This window comes from Miltoncostaea oceani (assembly GCF_018141545.1).
GTDB lineage: Bacteria > Actinomycetota > Thermoleophilia > Miltoncostaeales > Miltoncostaeaceae > Miltoncostaea > Miltoncostaea oceani.
Genome location: NZ_CP064357.1, coordinates 72,709 through 94,664 on the forward strand (window position 1 = coordinate 72,709; position 21,956 = coordinate 94,664).

The 21,956-nt window shown below is 69.9% G+C and carries 20 protein-coding genes and 1 pseudogene; 9 read left to right on the plus strand and 12 right to left on the minus strand.

Going from position 1 to position 21,956, the window contains the following annotated elements; genetic code table 11:
- The first annotated feature begins 534 nt into the window (after positions 1-534).
- Complete coding sequence (locus IU369_RS19060; RefSeq protein ID WP_217924818.1) at positions 535-1,236, plus strand: L,D-transpeptidase family protein; 702 nt, start codon at positions 535-537, stop codon at positions 1,234-1,236.
- A gap of 34 nt (positions 1,237-1,270) precedes the next feature.
- Here IU369_RS19060 and IU369_RS19065 read toward each other — a convergent pair whose 3' ends face one another.
- Entirely contained in the window at positions 1,271-1,636 is a 366-nt protein-coding gene (locus tag IU369_RS19065; protein WP_217924819.1) for a hypothetical protein, read from the minus strand.
- Between the two features lie 347 nt (positions 1,637-1,983).
- Here IU369_RS19065 and IU369_RS19070 point away from each other — a divergent pair, with 347 nt between their 5' ends.
- On the plus strand, positions 1,984-3,462 hold the full coding sequence (locus IU369_RS19070) for a cutinase family protein (RefSeq protein ID WP_217924820.1): 1,479 nt from the start codon (positions 1,984-1,986) through the stop codon (positions 3,460-3,462).
- Positions 3,463-3,606: 144 nt separating this feature from the next.
- The gene (locus tag IU369_RS19075) at positions 3,607-4,071 is read left to right on the plus strand and encodes a helix-turn-helix domain-containing protein (protein WP_217924821.1); all 465 of its coding nucleotides are present in this window, start codon (positions 3,607-3,609) and stop codon (positions 4,069-4,071) included.
- Positions 4,072-4,134: 63 nt separating this feature from the next.
- On the opposite strand, the gene IU369_RS19080 is transcribed toward IU369_RS19075, so the two are convergent.
- From IU369_RS19080 to IU369_RS19095, 4 genes are all read right to left on the minus strand, one after another.
- On the minus strand, positions 4,135-5,010 hold the full coding sequence (locus IU369_RS19080) for a metallophosphoesterase family protein (RefSeq protein ID WP_217924822.1): 876 nt from the start codon (positions 5,008-5,010) through the stop codon (positions 4,135-4,137).
- A 72-nt stretch (positions 5,011-5,082) separates the two neighbouring features.
- A complete protein-coding gene (locus IU369_RS19085; protein ID WP_217924823.1) occupies positions 5,083-5,463 on the minus strand; it encodes a hypothetical protein in 381 nt (126 codons plus the stop codon).
- A 63-nt stretch (positions 5,464-5,526) separates the two neighbouring features.
- On the minus strand, positions 5,527-7,230 hold the full coding sequence (locus tag IU369_RS19090; RefSeq protein WP_217924824.1) for a S8 family serine peptidase: 1,704 nt from the start codon (positions 7,228-7,230) through the stop codon (positions 5,527-5,529).
- A gap of 219 nt (positions 7,231-7,449) precedes the next feature.
- A complete protein-coding gene (locus tag IU369_RS19095; RefSeq protein ID WP_217924825.1) occupies positions 7,450-8,100 on the minus strand; it encodes an HD domain-containing protein in 651 nt (216 codons plus the stop codon).
- Positions 8,101-8,233: 133 nt separating this feature from the next.
- Between IU369_RS19095 and IU369_RS19100 the strand changes: the two genes are divergently transcribed.
- Both IU369_RS19100 and IU369_RS19105 read left to right on the plus strand, forming a co-directional pair.
- Complete coding sequence (locus tag IU369_RS19100; protein WP_217924826.1) at positions 8,234-8,407, plus strand: hypothetical protein; 174 nt, start codon at positions 8,234-8,236, stop codon at positions 8,405-8,407.
- A 272-nt stretch (positions 8,408-8,679) separates the two neighbouring features.
- Positions 8,680-9,120 (plus strand): hypothetical protein, encoded by a 441-nt coding sequence (locus tag IU369_RS19105; protein WP_217924827.1) that lies wholly within the window; start codon positions 8,680-8,682, stop codon positions 9,118-9,120.
- Between the two features lie 18 nt (positions 9,121-9,138).
- Here the strand turns inward: IU369_RS19105 and IU369_RS19110 are convergent, their stop codons facing one another.
- Positions 9,139-11,361 (minus strand): AAA family ATPase, encoded by a 2,223-nt coding sequence (locus IU369_RS19110; protein ID WP_217924828.1) that lies wholly within the window; start codon positions 11,359-11,361, stop codon positions 9,139-9,141.
- A gap of 316 nt (positions 11,362-11,677) precedes the next feature.
- Here IU369_RS19110 and IU369_RS19115 point away from each other — a divergent pair, with 316 nt between their 5' ends.
- From IU369_RS19115 to IU369_RS19130, 4 genes are all read left to right on the plus strand, one after another.
- The gene (locus IU369_RS19115) at positions 11,678-12,865 is read left to right on the plus strand and encodes a preprotein translocase subunit SecY (protein ID WP_217924829.1); all 1,188 of its coding nucleotides are present in this window, start codon (positions 11,678-11,680) and stop codon (positions 12,863-12,865) included.
- 64 nt (positions 12,866-12,929) lie between these two features.
- Complete coding sequence (locus IU369_RS19120; protein ID WP_217924830.1) at positions 12,930-13,133, plus strand: hypothetical protein; 204 nt, start codon at positions 12,930-12,932, stop codon at positions 13,131-13,133.
- Between the two features lie 90 nt (positions 13,134-13,223).
- Positions 13,224-13,751 carry a hypothetical protein gene (locus tag IU369_RS19125; RefSeq protein ID WP_217924831.1) on the plus strand — a complete coding sequence of 176 codons (528 nt, stop codon included), beginning with the start codon at positions 13,224-13,226 and terminating at the stop codon, positions 13,749-13,751.
- Positions 13,744-14,307: a hypothetical protein gene (locus tag IU369_RS19130; protein ID WP_217924832.1), complete on the plus strand. Its 564-nt coding sequence runs from the start codon at positions 13,744-13,746 to the stop codon at positions 14,305-14,307. Before IU369_RS19125 ends, IU369_RS19130 begins: the two co-directional genes overlap by 8 nt.
- 17 nt (positions 14,308-14,324) lie before the next feature.
- On the opposite strand, the gene IU369_RS19135 is transcribed toward IU369_RS19130, so the two are convergent.
- The 6 genes and pseudogenes from IU369_RS19135 to IU369_RS19160 all read right to left on the minus strand — a co-directional run bounded on the left by IU369_RS19135 (position 14,325) and on the right by IU369_RS19160 (position 21,596).
- The gene (locus IU369_RS19135; RefSeq protein ID WP_217924833.1) at positions 14,325-14,864 is read right to left on the minus strand and encodes a hypothetical protein; all 540 of its coding nucleotides are present in this window, start codon (positions 14,862-14,864) and stop codon (positions 14,325-14,327) included.
- 1,743 nt (positions 14,865-16,607) lie between these two features.
- Positions 16,608-17,569, minus strand: a pseudogene (locus tag IU369_RS19140) (IS481 family transposase).
- A 97-nt stretch (positions 17,570-17,666) separates the two neighbouring features.
- Complete coding sequence (locus IU369_RS19145) at positions 17,667-17,954, minus strand: hypothetical protein (protein WP_217924834.1); 288 nt, start codon at positions 17,952-17,954, stop codon at positions 17,667-17,669.
- 75 nt (positions 17,955-18,029) lie between these two features.
- A complete protein-coding gene (locus IU369_RS19150) occupies positions 18,030-19,760 on the minus strand; it encodes a vWA domain-containing protein (RefSeq protein WP_246551642.1) in 1,731 nt (576 codons plus the stop codon).
- 90 nt (positions 19,761-19,850) lie between these two features.
- The gene (locus tag IU369_RS19155; RefSeq protein WP_217924835.1) at positions 19,851-20,909 is read right to left on the minus strand and encodes an AAA family ATPase; all 1,059 of its coding nucleotides are present in this window, start codon (positions 20,907-20,909) and stop codon (positions 19,851-19,853) included.
- A 117-nt stretch (positions 20,910-21,026) separates the two neighbouring features.
- On the minus strand, positions 21,027-21,596 hold the full coding sequence (locus tag IU369_RS19160; protein ID WP_217924836.1) for an HNH endonuclease: 570 nt from the start codon (positions 21,594-21,596) through the stop codon (positions 21,027-21,029).
- Positions 21,597-21,956: the final 360 nt, after the last annotated feature.

Genomic DNA, 21,956 nt, shown 5'->3' on the forward strand with positions numbered 1-21,956 from the left:
GCGGTCCGGTGGCCTGTGGGCCAGCGGCCTCGTGGGCCAGTGGCCTAGGGGTCGGGATAGGGAAGTGGGACTTGGGATGAGCTGAAGCTGACCTAGTGGCCTGTTGGTCGAGTGGCCGGCCGGGATCGTCTGCTGAAGAGCGGAGCTGAGCGGGCGCCGGCTGAGAGGTCCCGAACCGGGGAGGTCCCCAGCAAGGAGCCGAGTCTTCCCTTCCCGCCCCTCGGGGCAAGGTGCGGCATGTCAACAGTCGCCAGAGAATCCGCGCTCGAGACCGTCCGTCGCTCCACGGCTTCCTGGGGCTGGCGGGCCGCTCGGGCTCACTCCGGCCCCGGTGGCAGATTGCGGCATGTCGATGCTCCGCAGGGATCGACGCGATGAAAGCCCGGCAGGTCTCAGCTCGGCTCCTACATTCAAGCGGTGGCCAGGGGCAAGAGAACGCGGAGAAATCTCGGTGTCGGACTTCGGTCTGGCGGCTCAGGCGCGGGTGCTTCACCTGTGCCGTCCATCCGAACCCTCTCCGCTCGAGCTGCGCGGATGACAGCCCTCGGGGCGGCCTGCCTGGCCGGCATGGTCGCTCCCTCAGCGGCAGACGCGGCGACGCCGGCGACGGCACCGACGGACAGCCTCGCGTGGGCCGGCCGAGTGATCGCGCCGATCGACGCGCGGACCGCTCCGGACCCCGGCGCGAAGAAGATCACCCGGGTCTCTCCGACCGCTCCTCTGGCCGGCGGCGAGGCGGTGCTCAGCATCACCCGCTCCACCGTCGGCAAGGACGGCCGCGACTGGGTCGAGGTCCTCCTTCCGATCCGCCCGAGTGGCCGCCGCGGCTGGGTCCCCGCTGACGTGCTCTCCCTGCGCAAGGTGACCACTCGCATCGAGATCTCAACCGGGTCTCGCACCCTCACCCTCTTCCGCTCGGGCCGGCGGGTCCTCACGACGAAGGTCGCGGTCGGTAAGGCCGGCACCCCGACCCCGCTCGGGCGCTTCGCGATCGCGGAGCTCATCAGGCTCCGTACCCCGGACGGCGCACTCGGGCCCGTCGTCCTTCCCCTCACGGCCTACTCACCGACCCTGAACGAGTTCGCCGGGGGCGATGGTCGCGTCGCCGTTCACGGCACGAGCTCGCCCGGCCTGCTCGGGACCCGCGCGTCGAACGGATGCATCCGGGTCCACAACAACGAGGTCCTGAAGCTGGCGCGCCTCGCCCGCCCCGGCACTCCCGTCCGCATTCGCTGAGCACTGACCGTCGGGCAGGCCCGAGCGACCCTCCCTAGCGGCGGGGCGCTTCTCGGATCCACCCGCCGGATGGGTGGCGGCGGAAGCCCTTGGCCTCCATGCGCCGGTCGAGCCGCCGTCTGACCGGCGGGATCGAGTGGGCCAGCAGATAGAGCGGCTGGACCAGCAAGAGCGCGAGGATCATCGCTCCGGCCAGCGCCGCGATCAGTGTCAGGCCGAGCGGGATGTCCACTGGGGTGTGGAGCCCGAGCAGGGCGAGGATCGGCGCCACGAACGCCACGACGGTGACGCCGAAGTAGACCCCGTAGAGCCCGCCGGCGGATCGGAGCACTGACTGGATCACCACGGCGGCGGCGAGTGCCCCCAACCCGGTGAAGGCCGTGGTCGAGATGAAGGTCATCACGGCGCTGATCCGCCGCTGGGTGGCGCTCCGTGGAGCCGCTCACTCTTGGCCAGGGGCGTGGTGAACATGAGAGCAACATAAGACGGGGGTGGCGCCGCGACCGCCCCGCCACCGAGACAAGGCCCCGAGGGATGAAAGGTGGGTTCCTCGCACCTCCTAGAGGGCGACTGGTCGTCCGTCCAGTGCCTTGACGCCGGGGGGCCGGATAGCTTGCGCCAAGCCGCGCTGGCCTAGACCCGCGGCCGACGTTCCTGACGAGGCATGGGAGCCGCGTGCCCCTTCGACCCGCCGCAACCGATCCCGCTCGATCGCAGCTGACATGGCGGAGGTGGCCCTTATGGCTGATGGGGGTTGCCCTCGCCCTGCTCATCCTCGGCGCCGATCGCGGCCTTGGAGCGCCGGCGGCGGCGGGAAACGCCCCGGGCGGGAAGATCTCGAAGCCGTCCACCCAGTGGCTGGCCGACAAGAACGATCCCCAAGCGTGCGCGGATAACGCTGTGGTCCTGCTGACCGTCCGAGGATCAGGCGCCCGATACGGCGATGTCTTCGAAGACGGCCGCGACCACACTCTTGAGTGGTTGGTCGCAGCGCGCAAGCAGGCGATCGCGCGCGGCTACCGGGTGCGCCACCTCCAGTGGATCTACCACGCGAATCCGTTGCCCCTCCACATTGGCGTGGCCGCGGGCGAGCCGGTTTCTAGGTACTTGCGAGATGCGAAGACTGTCCCGCCCGCTCAGATCCGGCTGCTCGGCCAGGCCAGCCGCCGATGCCCTAACCGCCCGATCCTGATCGGCGGCTTTTCTCAGGGGAACATCCAGCTGCGCGCGGCCATGCCGAAGCTCGGTGTCAAGGTCGTGAACGCGATCCGCTCCGTGGATCTCATCGCCGATCCGACAGCCGCGCGGAACTCGGACTCGGGCCTGCGCCACCCGAAGGACTTGGGCGGCCGGCTGACCGCTAGGGGCATCATCCACTTCAGGGTGTCGGCGAAGCGCGTGGCCCAGAGCCCCTACCGCAACACCGGCGGGCTCCGGCAGCGGATCTACCAGTACTGCGCTGCCGGCGATCGAGTCTGCGACCACAAGAACGCTGTGCAGACAGCTTGGTTCGGGGCCGCGCTGAAAGCCAAGGCCCACTTCGACTACCGCTGGGCGGCGATCGGCCGGGCCGCAGCGAACCGCCTTCCGGCACTGGGCCAGCCGACGCCTCCTCCGGCTCCTGATCCGGATCTGGTCGCCCGTGTCTCCCTGGCCTACGGGAGCCAGTCCGTGAACCTCGCCGGCCTCCAGCTCAAGGGCGCGGTGGAGGGGCCGCCGTACCAGGCAGCGCCACTCTTCCGGGCGCGGTTCGGCCCGCCTGACTCCTGCGAACGCTTCAATAATCCAGGAGCGGGGCGTGGAACCGTGTTGACCTGGCAGCGCCACGGGATCAGGGCGAAGTTCAACGACTTGGGCCAGGCCCCCATTTGCGGCTCGGACGCCGGTTGGGTCGTAGAGGTTCAGCTCTTCTCGCCCACGCCAAGCGGATCGTCCCCCTGGATCGTGAGCACAGAGCGTGGGGACTTCCGGGTGGGAACAGCCGCGGATCAGCTGCCGGCCCCGCTGCGTCAGACCGCGCTTCAGCCGAACTTCGTCGTCGACTACTACTCCGACACCTACTGGCCTGAGCAGGATCCCTGCGCCGCGAGGCCGATCTTCGCAGATGACCCCGAGCGCGCGTTCATGACCGTCCGGAAGATGAACCTGGCCCCGCCGGGCCCGGGCAGCTGGCGCGTCATCCTCAGGTTCTCGATTCCCGAGGGTCTTGCCGAGTGCGACGGATAGCGACCGCGTCTCCTCCGGCGATGGCCACTGATGCCCAATTTCGGGCGCCCGGGAAGAACTGACCCTCCCCAGCAGTAGTAGTCGGGGGAGCAGTGGCTCCTGCGTCGAGGTCAGCTCCCGGACAGCGAGTTGAGGAGAGAGGGTTTGTCGGACTATCTGGAGCCATCGAAGGCTCTTGGGACCACGGTCTGGATGAGGCGGGCCCGCGAACTCGGACTGAGTCGGGAGGATCTTGCGGGTCTGCTCGGCTGGTCGCTGGCTGACGGGGGAAGGAGCCTCTCCGGCTGGTCGCCGAAGACGATCGCCCGCATCGAGCGAGGCGAACGCGGCATCCGATCCGTGGCTGAGCTGCAGCTCCTCGCCCCGGTCCTGGATCTGACGCCGGGGCAGTTCGAGGCGCGGGTCTCACAGGCAGCATCTGCGATCCGGGAAGAAGGTTCGCTGGGGCTCCCGGAGGCCATCGCAGCCATTGCCGACCCGCAGCTCCGGGAGGTCCTTTGGCGTATCGCCGATGACCTCACCTCCCTCGCCCTCCGCCTCAGTGCGGAGTCGGCCAGTGAGGTGCCCCCGCCCACCCCCAGCTCATCGAACGGGAAGGCGACTCGATGAACGGCGCGGCCAGCTGGTCCCTCATCACCGCGCCATGATTCCCAGGCCCGAGACCCTGGCGGCTCAGGTGCTGGAGATCACGCTCGCGGCTTCCTGCCCCTCGGGGATGACATCACTGCCGAAGACGAGGCGCCCGTCCGGCCAGCAGACGGCCACCCCGAGCCTCCAGCCGCCGGTGTCGAAGCAGTAGAGGCGCCCCTTGGGGTCTCGCTCCACGGCCCCGCGGGGTGAGTGGCCGACCACCTGGCGGTAGCGGGTCCTCGGTGCGTCGAGGAGCGAGCGCCAGCCCTGCCAGAGGACCCCGCCGTAGGGGTCTCCTCCTCCCCGCAGGCCCTCGGTGCCCATGAGCGGGCGGGGTTGGCGTAAGCGCGTCGAGAGCCACCGGGCCCAGAGCCGTTCCAGCCTGGCGGCCGCGCTCGAGGCGCGCGTGAGCGAGAGCAGTCGCGGGTCGACGCCTGCGTGGGTGAACAGGACATCGGCCTCGGCGTGGGCCACTCCGAGGCGTCCCTCCCGGCCGGCCTTCTCCAGATGGAGGCTGAGATCGTGGAACTGGCGCTGACCGTCGAATCGGATGCCGCCGCGCAGGTAGGCGAGCTCGTGGTTGCCGACCAGGTAGCGGTCGAACACACGCAGGATCAACCTCAGCGTGTGGAGGTCGGTGGCGAAGTGCCGCCCGTCGATGCCGTCTCCCACCTGGATCAGGGTGGTGGTCCGGCTCGAGGGGATCCGCTCGGAGTTCTCGTCGATCATCCCTAGACGGAAGAGGACCCCCTCGAGCAGCTCGTGCCAGCCGTGGACGTCGGAGATCGCCACGGTGCACCGAGGCTCATCGGCGATCAGATCCGCGAGCTCCTCGAGCGGGTGGAGGAGCTCGACCTCCGCGCCGTCGGAGATCGGCAGGGCGAGGCTCTCGATCAGGTCGATGTGGGGGTCGTACACAGTCCGACTATCGGACGGAACCGGCGAGCTGCATGGCCGACCCCGGCGCGCCTCTCGCCTCGAGGAGAAGGACTAACGCCGCGCCGACGCTCGGCACGGCAGCCGCGTCGCAGAGAGGATCGACCCGTCGCGCCCGAGCGACACCACCGAGACATGGCGTGGGCCGCGGGAGAGGAGCGCCAGGCCGAGCCCCGCCGGCATGCGGAAGAAGGTGGTCCCTCCGAGGCGCGGTGGGCAGCGGTAGGCGTTCGGTGAGATGCCGAGCCCCGTGAGCGCGCGGAGTCGCGCTGCCTCTGGGAAGGGGCGGTCACCGCCGGCGGTGAGGGTCGCGCCGAGCACCCGGCCCTGGTCGGTGAGCGCGGCGAGGTTGCCGGGCGCTGCCGCCGTGGCGGTGGAGGTGATGGCGAGGACGCAGAGTCCCGTGCCGAGGATGGAGGTGAGACAGGAACGCATCGACCCACGCTAGGTCGAGCGGTCAACCGGCTCAGCGTTTCTCCCTGTGGCCATCTTGCCCGGCTAGCGGCGGATGATCAGGCGGCCGTCCACAAGGCGGCCAGCAAGTACCCGCAAGTTGCCGGCCCGGTCGCGGAAGCTGACCTTCACCGGGCGGGGGCTCGAGCTGTCGCTCAGCGTGATCCGCAGCCGGCCGGTGCGCTGGGTCTTCGTGAGCCCCTTCGCGGTCCAGCGCACCGACGCCCGGTCGATCCCCGCGCCGCCCTTGTCAGTGGCGCGCAGTGTGAGGACGACCCGGGCGCCCGTCGCCTTCGAGATGACCCGACCGTTCGGCTTTGTCCGATCGATGACAACGAAGCGGCGGGTGGTCTGGCTGACTTCGGCGCCTGCGACGTCCACTGACCTCAGCTCGATCCGATGGCGCCCCGGGCGTAGCGCCACGGAGGCCGTCGCGCTCGTGCGCGGCAGACCCCGGAGCTGTCCGTTCACGTAGACGGTGTAGGCGGGGAAGGATCCCAGCGAGACGGGGATCCGCACGACAGCGGTGCGGTGGAACTTCTTGAATCCCTTCCCCGGCGCGATGAAGGTCGGCGGGGCGGGGGTCGCCGGCGGTGCCGGGGTCATGCTTGCCAGCGGCACCGTGAGACGCGGCAGGCCGTCCTGGCCGATCCTCGCCGCGGAGCGAAGGATGGCGATCCGCTGGTCGACAGTGGCCCCGGGCGTCTGCTGGGCGATGATCGCAAAAGCGCCGGCGACGAGCGGAGCAGACACGGAGGTCCCACTCCAGAACGCAACGCCGCCCTTGGCACTCGCGCCTGGGACGAGGCCACCGGGGGCGAGGATCTCCGGCTTGGAGAGCGCAACGGGCACCTCCCCGGGGGGAGCCCAGATGACCGGGCCACGTGATGAGAACGAGGAGACCCGGTCGTCCTCATCGACGGAGCCCACCGTGAACGACTCCGGGTAGTCGGCGGGGCTGCTGATGGTGGCCTCGGCCGGCCCCTCGTTCCCCGCTGCGAAGACGGGGATGATCCCGAGCGAACGCCAGGCCCGGATCATCGTCTGGAGCCAGGGCTGGTTCGGGACCGAGCTCGCCCAGGAGTTGTTCACCGCGACCGGCTGGTCGGCCGTCGCCGGGTTCCCGTCCGGATCGGCCATCCACTGAGCGGCAGCCAGGAGAGGGCCAGCGTTCCCGGCTCCCGCGTCGTCGAGGCCCTTGGCAACGAGCAGGCGCGCCTCGGGGGCGACCCCGAGACGCGACCAGGACCCGGAGCTGCCACCGACGATGAAGGACGCGACGGCGGTCCCGTGTCCGTGCACGTCGTGGGGTGTCGGGTTCCCTCCGACCGTGTCCCTCCAGCCGGCGATCTTGCCGGCGAGCGCCGGATGCCCAGGTGCGATCCCCGTGTCGATCACGCCGACGGTGATGCCCTGGCCGAGGGGCGCGGAGGCCGGCGCCCCGAGGCTCCCGATCCTCTGGAGCGCCCACGAGGTGGGCGGGGCGGTCTGCGCCGGCTGCAGGGCGGTTGCCCGGACCGCGGCCCGGTCATCGACGATGCTCTCGACCCGTCCGCTGGACGCGAGCCGCTCCAACTCCTCCGCGCTGACCCGGACCCGGGCTGAGTTCATGACCCAGTAGTCCTCCACCGGGCCGACCCCCTGGGCATCGAGCCACCCGCTGTCCTGCTGGGAGAGTGTCTGCGCGCGCCGCTGGTAGGCCTGGGAGTCGTAGGCGGGTAGGTCAGCGGCCTGGCGGGTGAAGACCACGATGACCTCGGTCTCCGCGTCCGGACGCTCAAGTCGATCCTCGACCGACCCAGGGATCTCAGTCGCTGTGGCAGCGCCGGCCCCAGCTAGCGAACCGACGGCCAAGCAGGCGAGAAGAGCCACCCGCCGCCTGGTGAGATCCCTCCGCACGCACGATGAAGTGCCGGTGTGCGCGTGTGGGTCTGTCGGTTTATCCCCCCGCTACCGGTCAGGTCTCATTCAGGTCGCGGCCGGTAGGGCGAGCGGGCGCTCGGTGAGAGCTTCCAGCAGTCCGAGACGACTCAGTGATGAGGGGGACGGGTCGATGCCCTTGCCCCAGGCATCGCAACGGCGCAGCAGGCAGAGATCAGGGCCGAGTGGCCCGAGACGCTTCAGCAGGCTGAACACTTCGGCCTCCGAACGCTCGCGCGGCATGTGCCAGCGGATGAGCGTTCGGATCTCCTCGGCCTCTCGCGCTCCCACCCCGAGGCGCTGGAGGACCGCGCCGGCGATCTCGGCACCGACGACTTCGTGGCTCGGGATCGCACCGTCAGGCGAGCCGCCGTAGTGGTAGTAGCCGTCAGTCCCCAGGTAGGCGGCACCTGGCTTGCCGATGTCGTGCAGCAGCGCGGCGAAGCGGACGCGCATCGAAGCGCGCTGGGCGACGGCCCGGTCGAGGACACGGAACATGTGTTCGTCCAGTGTCAGGCAGTGGTGGATCGTGCGCTGCCGGTAGCCCAGGCAAGGGGCGAGCTCCGGCAGCAACCTGATGAGCACCTGTGAGTCACGGGCCTCCCGGATGAGCCGGCCTGCCGCGGGCGATCTGAGCATCTCCTCAAGGGCGCGGCGATCGCCCTGGCAATCGGGTTCCGGTGATCGTTCGCGACTCATCTCCCGTGACGCTAGGGGCGTTCTGGGGCGGGGTGCGGACTCTTCGAGTGGGGAGTTCCGACGAGTCAGGCGAAGCGCGAAAAAGGGCCTACGTTCGTGGCGTCTGCATCAATCCGACCCAAGGGAAACCCGCATGTCCACCGACCTCCTGACCAGCCCCGAAGAGCAGCTCGAGCGCGCGACCAGCGACTACCTGGCCGTCTCGCGGGGCCGGAGCCTCTTCTCGTCCGACTCCGATCACGCTCGTGCAGAGGAGGCCGCCTGGCAGCGGCTGGTCTCGGCGCAGGCCGAGGTCGCCGCGGCCTAGGGGCCTTGGTGCCGGGTCACCACTAGGGTGGCCCGGCACTTGTAGGAGTGTCCCCGGATGAGGTATGTGCGGCACTGTCACTTGCGCCCGCGCAGTTCTCATCCGACCGTCGGATGTTTGAGAATTGACCCGTCAGCGCGGCGGTCCGGTGGCATGTCCCCATTGACATCCGCAAGCGCGCGCAGCAACATGAGTGCGCAGTACGGTCACTTCTGGTCATCGGGCGTGGAAGGGAACATTGCTTGTCCAAAGCTGATGAGGTCTACAAGCGGGTGAAGGAGATCGAGGCCGAGAGCCCCGAGATGAGTCGGCCTCAGATCTTCGCGAAGATCCAGGAGGAGAGCGGTATGAACGTCGCCGCTGTCTCCGCCAACTTCTACCGCGCGCAGCGATCGGACCCGAGCGCGCCGAAGCGGAGCACGGGCAGCCGGAAGGCACCCGCCGCCGCGAAGGCCGCCCCGGCCGAGCCCGCCACGTCAAGCGCAGCGCCTGCCCGTCGGTCCCCGGCCGGACGCAAGGCCGCTTCCAGCCGCGGCCCTGCGCGCAAGTCCCGGGCCTCCTCCGCATCACGCGGCGGTGGCGCTGGAACCCCGGCCTCGTTGCGAGCGGCGATCGAGTCGATCACGCGCGTCGCCGAGGAGAACGTGGCTCTGCGAGCTCAGGTCACCGAGCTCGAGGGCAAGCTGGCCAACGCCCGGGGCGCCCTCAAGTAGGCACCCCGGTCGCTCTTCTCAGGCGCCGATGCGATTCGGTCGGCGCCTGAGTCGGGCACGTCTCGCGCGCTTGCCGGCGCGAGGGCGCATCGACCAGAGACTGCCCATGAGCACACGGGCTGCGTCTCTGAGGTCGGCGCGAGAGGCCGTCCGGCCCTCACGGGCTCGAGAGGGGGCCGGAGCGGACAGGCTGCTCTCAGCCTCCGAGACGGCGCGCGGCGCTGGCACGTCCGCGGCGATCGGCACGACCTCGACAGGCGCCGGCTGCTCGGCCGACTGACGCCACCGCGGGCTGCGCTCGAGCGCCGTTGCGGGCAGGTCAGCCATCAGCTCGTCGAGCTCCGCCCGCCCGAGCTGCTCGCCCGCGAGGAGCGCGACGGCGAGGGCGTCGAGCGCACCCGAGTGGGCCTGCAGGAGTGCGTAGGCGTCGAGGTATGCGTGCTCGGCCATCCGGGCCACTTCGACATCGATCTGCTGACGGGTGGTATCGGCGGTGCTGTAGGGGCCATTCGCCATCCCGGTGATCAGCTGACCGACCAGCTCGGAGAAGCCGAAGCGTTCGATCGCCGTGCGCGCCATCGTGTTGACCTGCTCGAGGTCGTTGGCGGCGCCGCTCGAGATGTTCGAGAAGCGCAACTGCTCGGCGGCGCGTCCGGCCATGGCGACGACCATCTTCTCGTGGAGCTGCTGGGGGGAGAACAGCGATGAGTCCTCCGAGCCGAACATGGCGAGGCCGGCGGTCGCGCCTCGCGCGCTGATCGAGACCCGCTGGGTCTTCGGGTGGGTGACGCAGAGCTCAGCAGCGAGGGCGTGTCCAGCCTCGTGCCAGGCGATCCGCTCGATCTCACCCTCGGCGAGGGCGCGGTCCTTACGTCGCGGTCCGGCGATCGAGCGCAGCATCCCCTCCTCGAGGTCGGCGAGGGTGATCCGGTCCCGGTCATCGCGCGCGGCCATGATCGCGGCCTCGTTGACGAGCTGGGCCAGGTCGGCGCCCGAGAAGCCCCCGGTGTACGAGGCGATCTTCTCGAGGTCGGCCGTGTCCTCCATCGGCATACCCTTGGCGTGGACTCCGAGGATCTCGAGGCGGCCCTTCTCGGCGGGGAGTGGCACGTTGACGTGGCGGTCGAACCGCCCCGGCCGCGTCAGCGCCTTGTCCAGGATGTCGATCCGGTTGGTCGCGGCGATCACGATGATCCGGTCGCGGGTGCCGAAGCCGTCGAGCTCGACCAGGAGGGCGTTGAGCGTTCCCTCCCGCTCGCTGTCACCCTGGTTGCCCGAGCCGCCGCCGGCGCGGGCCCGCCCGATGGCGTCGATCTCGTCCATGAAGATGACGGCGCCCTCGGCGTGCTCGCGGGCCTTGGCGAAGAGGTCTCGGACCCGTGAGGAGCCGACGCCGACGTAGGTGTCGACGAAGTCGGACCCCGACATCGCGTAGAACGGCACCCCGGCCTCGCCGGCGACTGCCTTGGCGAGGAGGGTCTTGCCGGTCCCGGGAGGCCCCTGGAGGATGACCCCGCGGGGCATCTTGGCGCCGACCCGGGTGAACTTGACGGGGTTGCTGAGGAAGCTGACGGTCTCGGACAGCTCCTCGACGCACTCGTCGCAGCCGGCGACGTCGCTGAAACGCACCTCGGGAGGCGCGGCGAGGGCGGTCTTGGAGATCTTGCCGTGCCCGGCCATCCGACCGCCACCGCCGCCGCCGCCACGGAAGCGACGGATCAGGACGATGCTGATCAGGAAGAAGGCGCCGATGGCGGCGAAGATCAACGGGGTGATGAGATACCGGGTCCAGCCGGTCGGGCCGCTGGACTGCCCGCTCTCGTTGTCGCCGGCGCTCGGCGGAGTGACCGTGACGACTCCGTTCTGGGTGAGGAACTCGTCGAGGCCGTAGACGGTGGGGAGCTTGTCGTCGCCGGTCCGCGCGGCGCCGTTGGCCACCGCGAACTCCGAGCCGACCTGAGGATCCGGGATCTGCGCGGAGGCGAGCTTGCCCTCCTCGTCGCGGGCCACGATCCACTCGCGTGCCCGGTCGATCGCAACGACGTTGACCCGGTCCAGGCGGATCGCCTCGACCATGCCGGGGTAGCCGATGTCGGGAGCCGAGCCGCCGTTGGAGAAGACGTTCACCAGGGACAGCGGGGCGGTGGGCTCTGCGTCCTGGGAGAGGGCCATCGAGGGCAGGGCCATCAGAGCGCCCAGCGACACTGCGATGCGGAGGAGGGTCGATCGATGAGTGGTCACGGGTGTGAGTCTCTCAATCGCGTCTTCGTGATTGGGGAGATTTCCTCTCCGCATCAGCCTCCTGGGGGGAGGGGGCAATTTTTGACCCCCCTGCCGCAGGGGGAGGGGGCAATTTTTGACCCCACAAAAGAAAGAGTGACTAACTAGGTCTTCTTGGAGGAGAGGAAGAGCTAGGTCAGAGAGATCACTGAGACACAGGAATAGTGGACTAGGGGGATAGGCCCTAGTGGACTAGGGGGATAGGCCCTAGTGGACTAGGGCGCGCGCGAGAAGAGGATCCGACGAGGGTGGCGCCGGCGCGGCTAGCGTCGCCGTCATGGCGAGGCGACCCATCTCCGAAGGCATCCGCCTCCGCAACCGGATCCTGATCACCCTCGCGCTCCTGCTTGCCTACCGTCTGCTCGCCCACGTGCCGGCTCCCGGGGTGAACGATCAGTTGAGTGCGGCATCCACCGATGCGCTCCTCAGGGCAGCGGGCCTCTTCGGGGGTTCCGCCGCCGGTGTCGTCTCGATCGTCGCGCTCGGAGTCGGCCCCCTCGTCCTGTCAGCGATCGCCTACCAGGTGGCCGAGCGGGTGATCCCCTATCTCTCCCAACTGCGCGACTCGGGCGCTGACGACAAGCGCAACCGCGTCAAGCGGTTGCTGGCCTGCGTCATCGCTCTTGGTCAGGCGGCGACGCTCGCCTCGAACCTCAGCGGGCCGGAGGCGACGGATTACCTGCTCGTGACGCTGTCGTTGTTCGCCGGCGCGGTGGTGGTGGTCTGGTGCGCCGACCGCATCAGCCAGAACGGGATCGGCCAAGGAACCTCGCTGCTGATCGTGGCCTCGCTCCTGCCGATGCTCACCGGCCAGTTCTCCTCCTGGTCCTCATCGGGGCCCGCGGCGATCCTCACCGGCAGCCTCGTCGTCGGCGTCGTGATCCTGGTGATCCTCGGCCTGAGCCTCCACCAGCTGCGCCTCCCGGTCATGCTGGCCGGCGGCCGGACCTCGGCGTCGGCCAGCTACCTGCCGATCGGCTTCATCCTCTCGGGGGTGACGCCGGTGATCTTCGCGGTCGCGGTCCTCAGCGCGCCGGCGACGTTCATCCCCATGCTCGGCCTCGACGCCTCCGCTCTGGATGTCATCGCGCCGACGAGCTGGGGTGGCCTCGCCCTCACCGCGGTCCTCGTCGGCTTCTTCAGCATCACCTACGCCCGCTTCGTCTTCGACCCTTGGCAGGTGGCTGCAGCCCTCGCCCGCTCGGGCGCCTTCATCCCGGGCCACGCCCCCGGGCCCGCGACGGCCGAGCTGATCGCCGCCAGCGCGAGCCGGAACGTCTATGTCGGCGCCGGAGCTCTCGCCGGGCTCTCCATCGCTCCTCGCGTCCTCGGTGAGCTCGTGCCCGCCCTACCGCAGATGCCCGCGGGGACGCTCCTGCTGATCGTGGTGGGTGTCGGCATCAGCGTCGGCTCGAGGCTCCTCGCCGAGATCTCCACCCTCAAGGACCGGTCGGCCGTCGCCTGAGAGGCTCGGGACTCGGATGCGAGCCTCGAGCAACGCCCACTGCTCCGCTGGCAGTGTCGGCGACATGAGCTCACCCATCCGCGCCCTCACACCTGGGACCATCGTCGAGATCACGGACCCGCTCCCCGGCTCGACCCTGGCGCCCGGCACGCGCGGGGTCTTCATGCGCGAGTCGTTCGGGCCCGGTGGCGCTCTCCTGAAGGTCCGCGGCGAGGACGGGGACACCGACCCGGTCCTGATCGAGCTGAGTCGCCTTCGGTTGGTCTGAGCGGCCGGTCTCTCGGCTGAATGTCGCGCTCTCACACGTAAGCAGGAGAAACGCCCGGATGCCGGACAGCGGTCAGTACGGTTGCGCTCGATGTCAGTCCCAGCCAGCGAGACAGGCGCGGCGCCCGCCGATGAACAGGGGCGCTGCTCGACCTGCCACTACATCCGCAGCTTCTCGACGCCGCTGCGGGCGATGTACTTCTGCCGGGCCCGTCGCACTGAGATGACGGTTCCCCAGAAGGACGCGGTCCGCGACTGCTCACTCTGGCGTCTGTTCACCCCTCGAGCCATGAGTGCCAGGGCGCGCGAGTTCAGCGCAAGCGGTGAGATGGCCAGCGACCTGATGCGGCTCGAGGAGCAGATGTTCCAGAAGCTCGCCCAGTCCCTCGGCCGGCACGGTGCCGACCTGAAGACGCTGATGCTGCTCGCCTATCCGTCCATCACATCCGCGGACCAGATCTCCTGGCTCGACGAGCTCGGGCTGGAGCGCACGCCCGCACCTCTGGCTGACCTGGTCCCGGTCCTGATCCACCTTCGCTACGAGGAGCTCATCCCGTTCCTCGAGCCATTCATCGTCCGCGAGTCCGCGGCACAAACAGAGGAGTCCGCGGGTGCTTGAGATCGGTAGCCACGTCAGCTATTCCACGTTCGGCCCGGGGGAGGTCGTCGATCATCGCGTCCGCCTCCACGACGGCAAGGAGACCACGTTCGCGGTGGTCGTCTTCCCGCACAAGCACCTCGAGGTCCAGCTGCCGATCGGGCTGGCAGGAGTGGCCGACCGGTTGCGGCCGATCGTCGGGGCCCGCGAGGCCCGCCGACTCCTGAAGAAGCCGGCCGCGCCGGCGCTGGTGCTCTCGAGCGTCTACGAGGAGCGCGAGAAGGCCGCCCACCGACTCCTTCGTGAGAACAACCCGGCGGCCTGGGCGGACGTCCTCTGGTCCTACGTCACCTACTTCGGGAACGGGGGGCTGCTCGCCGTCTCCGACCGCGAGCTCGTCTCGGATTCGATCGGTCGGCTCTCCTGTGAGGCCGGGTACGCGCTCAACGAGGCGCCCGAGGTCATCTCGGCCGAGCTCTGGAAGCCGTTCGAGGCGACGCCGAAGAAGCGCCCGCGCAATCGCAAGGGGGCCGCAGCGCCTGTCGAGGGCGCCCCCGAGGCTGTCGTCGGGACCTGACCCGCGGGGAGCCGCGTTCAGGCAGCGTCGTCGCTGAGCACGAGCGCGGCTCCCGGCAGCGAGTCGAAGAGCGCCAACCGGTAGGCGGCGTTCCGGATGATCCAGATGTTCCGGGTGTGGATCACCGCCGACTGGGAGAGGGCCTCATCAGACTGGAGGCTCGGACAGGGCGTCGTCAGCGCGCGGGAGTGGATCCCCTCCAGGTGCTCGTCGAGTGAGTTGATCAATGTCAGCGAGGTGCGGATCCTCAGCATGATCTCGCTCCGCGCCAGGCGGGCGAGGCGCAGGGCCTCCCGGCGCTCGGCGGCGACGACCTCTGGCGGCAGGGACGGGGAGAGGCTGTAGGCGACCTGGCTGCTGTGCGGCGCCGCCGCGGCGACGAGGATGCCGTCCTCTTCGAGATCGCGGATCGCTTGGGTTGTCCGCCTTGCCTGCACGCGGTAGCCGTAGCGGACGGAGATCGCTGTGGTCAGCTGGGCGGCAAGCCGGTCGGGAGCGATCGCGAGCTCGTGGATCAACCGCTGCTGAGCGCGCGGACGTCTGGAGAAGGTGGACATGGGTGTGATGATCCGGATCCTCTCTCGCATCGAGGGCGAATCTCGCCGGGCATGAGAAGCGCCGGCCACCCGCGGGGGGCTGGCATGCTCTGTCAGTCGATGTCCAGGGGCCGCTCCACACATACCAACGCATCCGCCTCTGCGCCGCCGCGCCCCGTGTCTGCGAGTGTCGATGCCGAGATCGAGGCCGTCTTTGCTGAGACGCGCCGCCTGGTCAAGACCGAGATCTCCAAGGGCCTCGAGGGCTCGCAGACCGACCCCGCACTCCCCAACAGCGCCGGGGCGCGCCGCGAGGACTCGGAACTGCCTCGGGATCTGATGGAGCTGGCCCTCTGGGCGTCCCTCACCGAGGACGATCAGTTCGCCGACTCACTGCTCGGGTCCGCTCAGGATCACATCGACCGGCACCTGGCGTTCCTCGCGGCACGCCCCAGGTTCGAGGACGGGCGGGACACCGAAGAGCTCGTCGTGGTCGCCCAGTGGATGCGCGAGCGGTGTCAGCGATTGCGCGACCCCGACTACCGGCGCGAGGAGTGCTCGGTCCGGCGGCTGAGGCTGAAGGGCTTCGGCGAGCGCCGGCGCCTGTTCGCTGTCCTGAAGCCCCGGACGGTGGCTGCCTTCCGCGCAGGTGACCTCCCGGGCGCCCGGGCCCTGATCCGGCGGATGGTCGAGCTCGGCGAGGGCTACGACGAGATCACCGTGGAGGACATCGACGCGGTCGATGACGCGCAGCTGGAGCGGTGCGGCCGGGTCATGCGGGCGCGGGCGATCTTCGAGGGCGACCGAGGCATGCCGCCGGCCCTTCGGCTCGGGCTCGGCTACGACGCAGAGCCGCCCGAGACCCTGCTCGCCAGCAGTGTCATCGAGGTCGAACTCGCCGGGGACGCAGCCCTGACGCTCCATCGCCGAAGAGTCCTCACGGCCCGCCGGGGCGGGTTCGCAGGCCGCAAGGACGACAAGGGACGCAATGAGGCGGCACCGGCCCTCCACGGCGTCGTCGCCCACGAGCACATCGCCGCGTCATTGCGCGTCTGGCGGGAGGCGGGGGTACCGGCAGCGATCGACCTACGACCGGATGCCCGCACACGAGCGCAGCTGATCTCCGATCTGGCGGCCGCGGGGTTCGAGGTCACGGAGCGCCTGGCGGTATCATCGAACAGGTCCTCCGCTTCATCCACCCGCCTGCTTCAGCTCATGACCGAGGCCCGCGGCAGTCTCAATGGGAACGAAGTCGTCGTGACCCTCCTGCGCGACGTCGAGACGGTGACGAGCGACCGCCCCGAGTTCCAGCGCCGGAAGCTCCTCGCCGCGATCAAGGAGTGGGACGACGTCGGTGAGCTCACCGACCAGGCGCTCTATGAGAACGGGGTCGACCTGTTCTCCGGCGAGCGTCTGTCGGAGAGGCGCCCGCCGGCGCCGGTGATCGACATAAAGGCCGTTGGCCCGTTCATGGGGAGCTCGTGCTCTCACTCCTCCGCGGAGTGGGAGGTCGCAGGCGGTCGTCCCTACGCGAGGATCTACTGCCTCACGTGCGGCCACGAGTTCGAGCGCCAGCCGGCGTATCTCGATCCGGGCATGAGCCCGAGCGACCGCAAGGCGACGATCAACCTCCACCTCGACCAGTACCGGGTCGTGGCGATCTTGAAGGGGGAGCCGGAGCCGACCGCCGCCGGTCTCCTCGACGCGATCCCCGCCCCGCACACGTCTCCGAGCTCACGAGGCGCGCGCAACATCCGCGAGGCCCTAGGTGTAGTTCCCACGGACGTTGTTGAGGAGGGCGTCCATGGGGGTCAGGCCGCCGAGGGCGGTGTGGGGTCGGCGCCGATTGTAGGTGTCGACCCACGCCGCCAGGCAGGCCAGGCGTTCGGTGTTCGAGCGATACAGGCGTAGGTAGGCCCACTCCTCGATGAGGGTCCGGTTGAACCGCTCGACCTTCCCGTTGGTCTGGGGCCGGTAGGGCGCGATCACGACATGGCGCGCCGCCAGATCGGCCAGGGCACCGCGAAAGTCCGCCGAGCGGCAATAGGCCAGGGCCCGGTCGGTCATCACGCCCTCGATCACCACGCCGTGACGGGAGAGGAAGGCGGCGGCCCGGCGCAGAAACCCGGCGCACGTCGCCGCGCGCTCGTCGGGGTGCACCTCGACATAGGCGAGGCGGGTGCAGTCATCGACGGCGGCGTGCACGAAGTCCAGATGGCGTCCCGTGCGGGCCTGGTTGGGCCGGCCGGCCTGGCGGCCAAGCAGCCGGTGGCCGCCCCGTCGGGGATGCGCGCCAGCCGCTTGACGTCGATGTGCACGAGCTCTCCCGGGCGCTCGCGCTGGTAGCGCACGATGCGGCGGGTGGGCCGGTCGAAGTCGGAGAGGCGGCTGTGCCCCGCCCGCCGCAGGATCGCATAGACACTCGAGCGGGCGATCCCCAACGCATAGGCGATCCGGTGCGGACCCCAGCGGCGCTCTGAGCGGAGCCCGAGGACGCGCGCGACCCGCGCCGAGTCGGCCTGGTGGGGGCAGCGGTGCGGGCGCGAGCTTCGATCCTCGAGTCCCTTGAGGCCCTCGACACGGAAACGCGCCCGCCACTTGTAGGCGGTGGCCGCCGAGACCCCCATCGACTCGGCGGCCACCCGCACCGGCCACCCCAGCACCTCGATCCGCTCGACCAACAGCATCCTGCCAAGCGGCGTCAGCTTCGCCTTACGATGAGCCACGAGGGCCTCCTTCGGTTGGAACCTCGACAGCTCTAACCGTCTCGGAGGCCCTCGCCCCTCAACAACCTTCCTGGGAACTACACCTAGGGCGACGCTCCTAGCCCTGGGGGTGGGCCTGCCCGAGGCGGGCGATCTCGGCCATGGCACCCTCCGCGCCGAGGTGGGCGACGATGAAGGAGACCTGAGCTCCGACGCCGCCGTTGTTCACGTCCGAGGCGCCCCGGGAGATCAGATCGTGCGTGGCCTCGAGGGCCTCCTCGTCATCCTCCATGGTGTTGAGGGTCCGGCTCGCCTGGGCGTCGGCGAGGTCGTGGACGAGCTCGTCGAGGTGCTCAGGGGTGAGCCCTGAGCTGGTGGCGTGCGCGACGACGTCGGCTTCGTTCATGGGTGTCTCCTTCGACCAGCGTGACCTCTCCCCGAAGATACGTCGACCGGTCGGGTGGGCCCGCCGGATCGGGCCTCAAGGGCGCCCCTCGCGCTGGGCGCCGGGCAGCCGCATGCGGAACACCGGACCCTGAGGGCGGAACGGGAGCTCGCTGCCGTAGGGGACCAGGAAGGCGTGGTCGCGCGCCACACGCAGGTCCGGCTCGCAGTAGGTGTCGGTGATGACCAGGACCGGCGCGCCGGCGGGAAAGTCCGGCAGGTCATCGAGCAGGTCCACGCCCGGCTGCAGGACCGTCCCGCCGCGTCCTCTTATCTCTACCCGGCCGGCGATCTGGGCGGGTGCCATGTAGCCCTCGTCGTGCGCCTGGGCGTCGCAGAAGACGACCCGGACCAGTCCCACTTCACGCTGGTTGGCGTAGCTGGCGATCGTCCCGAGCGCGCGCGCCAGGAGCGCCTTGTCCATCGAACCCGAGGTGTCCAGGACGACCCCGAATGTGCGCCCTTCCCCGGGGGCGTCGAGGGGGACGACGCGGGGGCGAGGGATCTGCGAGTTGGACGCCTGCCGGCGCGAGGGGCGCGCGTAGCTGCGCCGGGTCTCGGGCGGCGGGAAGCGCGCGTCCATCCAACGGGCGAGCTCCACATCCCAGGGGATCGGCGGCTGGGCGAGCGCGGCGACTTCCTCCACCAGGTCGGCGGGGAGCAGGCCGCGGCCGGAGGAACGGTGCCACTCGAGGCCCTGGGCGAGGGCGCTGCGGTAGAAGGCATCCAGGTCGAGGCCGTCCCCGCGCTCCCACCACTCCGGGCGCCGGTTCAGGACATCCCCGACGCCGCGGCCGGCGAAGGTCGCGAGCTTGCGGGCCCGCCTCATGTCAGAGGCGATGCGGTCGTAGATCTCCTCCGAGGTCAGGCCGGCCAGGTCGGGGTCGTGGAGCATCCCGATCTGAGGCGGCGTGCCCACCTCGAGCTCGATCAGCCAGCGGTTGATCACGAAGTCGCAGGCGCAGTTCCAGAGGAAGGGGTCGCGGCCGGCGCCGCGTGAGTGATGCGAGAGTCCGGGGTGGAGCAGCTCGTGGGCGATCACGAAGCGCATCTCCTGCTCGTTCAGGCCGGCCGCCGGGTTCACGAAGATCTTCTTCTCCTGCGCGTCGACGGCGGCGATCTGAATGCCCAGACGCTGGCAGACGAGGGCGTCCTCGATGATCCGGAACGACGCCCCGAGTGCCCCGAGCAGGGGGTAGGAGGCCATGAACCACTCCTTGGCCTTCTCGGCGGCGCTGCGGGTGTTCCTCGAGGACCCGGGCGCCGCGACCACCTCTGGATCCTCACCGCCGGCGATGCGGACCGCTGACTCGAGCGCCCAGCGCATGCCCTGGGTCATCGCGGCGCTCCAGTCGATCCTGCCCCGGTAGGCCAGGGACTTCTCGAAGATCAGGTCCGGGCGGAACCCCTCAGGTGCGGGGCGTCCCTCGAGGGTGCGGTAGGCGGGATCCTCTCCACGAGGAAGACCGGCGAGGACGAGAGCCCCGGCGTCGGTGGGAGGGCGCCCGATGCCGACGCTGCGCTGGAAGTGATCGGCGGCCGCGCAGCAGGAGAGGTTCCAGGCGACCGGGTCCGGGTGCTCGCGGAAGTGGCCGAGGCCGAGGTGGAGGAGGCAGTGGCTGATCGCGAACGCCCACTCCTGGGGTTCGGCGCGCCGGGCCGGGTTCGCCCACAGGACCCCGTTGCTCGTGACCACACACAGCAGCCGGTCAGGGCAGAGGCCATCCGGGCGGCGCATCACCACCACCCGGTGGGCGAGCGCGGACATCATCGGGTTCGTCTGGACCAGCCGAAGGCCCTCAGCGAACGCCTCGGAGGCCGGATCAGGCGCGGCCCTGCGGCTGCGCTTGCCCACTGTCTATCCCCGCGCCTTCGCGAGACGCGGCAGGTCGCGGACCATCTCCGTGATGAACCAGTCCGGCAGGTCCTCGAGACCATCGGCGGACCCGACCACGAGCTGGGCGAGCTCGATCTGGATCCCCGCCAGCGAGGTGATCAGCTCCTTCGCCCGGTGCCGGAGCTCATCCGAGCGCCCGCTGACCGCCTCTCGCGACGCGGGGAGCTCCTTGACCAGCTGGGCCCGCAGGGACTGGGCGAGGAAGTACCGCACGTCAGCCTCCTCGGGCGCCCGCGGCCAGGAGATGTCCCCCTTGATGAGTGCGGTGACGCGGTAGGCGGTGTCGCGGGTCTTCCAGTAGGTGATGAAGGACTGGGCGTGGTGGTCGCTGAGACAGCCGAACGCGATCGCGGCCAGCGAGCCGGCGGGGACCTGCGGCCCGAAGGCGGTGAGGGCGTCTGAGACCATGTGCCAGCTGCGCGGGGTGGAGAAGGGCGCCTCGTGCGGCGCGGCGGGGGAGAGCAGGTGGTCGGGCCGCTGGCCGAGGTAGTCGATCACGGCCTCGTGGATGCCGTTGACCTTCGCCCACGCGAGCCAGTCGCGGTGGGAGACCCTCAGGTGGACGTGGACCATCCGGTTGAGCAGCGCCGAGGAGACCTGACGGGTGATCGCGTGGTCCTGGGCCCGGTTGCCGGCGCCGATCACCACCGAACCGGCCGGCAGCTTGTACTCGCCGAGGCGCCGGTCGTGGATGAGTGAGTAGAACGACCGCTGCACGTCCTGGGTCGCGCCGTTCAGCTCGTCCAGGAAGAGCACGTAGGGCTCGGCGCGGGCGATCATCCGCGGCGGGCAGAAGAAGGAGGTCCCGTTCTCGATCTGGGGGACGCCGATCAGGTCCTCGGGGGCGAGCTGGCTGCCGAGAAGGGAGACGCACGGCAGGCCGACGGAGTCGGCGAACTGCTCGACGAGGGCGCTCTTGCCGATACCGGGCTGCCCCCAGATGAAGACAGGCCGTGTCAGCGCGACCGCGAGGAGGAACTCCGGCAGCTCGCTCTGGGCCATCTGGGCGGAGGTGTTCACGAGATCGAGGATAGTGCGCAACCGCCGGCCTGCCGCTCACACCTCACCTGTTGGCCCTCGCCATCCGCCCCGCGCCCGGCGGCACACGCGTGCCTGCCGGGGCGGAGCTCGTGGTGGTCACCTCGCCCGGACGAGCTCCGGGTCGAGGCGGTAGTAGTCGGACACCCACTGGACGTGCGCCGGCTCGTGCAGGCGACCGGCCCAGCGCGCGGCGACGTAGCTCGGCGCGCGCGGCGCCTTGACCGGCCACATCCCGACCTCCATCGGCAGCCTGTCGGCCTTCTTCTGGTTGCAGGCGTAGCAGGCCGTGACCACGTTCTCCCAGGTGTGAGCGTCGCCAGGGCGCTCGAAGCGGCACTTGGGCTTGACGTGGTCGATGGTCGCGCTCCGCGGGTTCCCCGAGCGCAGGACGACGGGCTCCAGGCAGTACTGGCAGCGGTAGTCGTCGCGGGCGACCACGACCCGGCGGGTCGGGCGCTTGCGCTCGAGCTTGGTCAGCGGGATCGCCATCGGGACCGCTGCGACGACCGGGGCCGGCAGGTCCAGGTAGGCCGAGCGGAAGCGCCGCGTCTCGTCGACGACGAGCGCCTGGGCGCGTCCGACGGCCACCGAGGCGACGGCCAGGTGCATCGGCACCAGGTCGATCGGGGCGCAGGTGAGGTCGCAGAGGAGAGTCGTGTTGGACATGTCGCGGTCGTTTCGTCGGGGTTGAGGGTGGAACGGTCGGGGTTGTGGGTGGAACCGTCGCGCGGTCATCTGTCAGGGAACGAAAAAGGCGGCCATCTGGGCCGCCTCGTCGTGCTCTTACCTGGTTCTCGAAGGGAGGCTGCTACGGGCAGCGCCCTCGATGGCCGGCGAACACGACGGGGCTGGCCCCGTGCTTCGGGTAGGCGATCGACTCTCCGCGGATATCCGCGGAGGTCGTGCCGGGGGCCTGCGTGTTGTGAAGTCGCCAGTTCATTCCAGGGCCAATGTAGCGTCAGCGCGGTGGAAGTGCATGCGTTTTGGCCTTTGAGTGTCTGCATTGCGCGGGACGTTGCGAGCGCG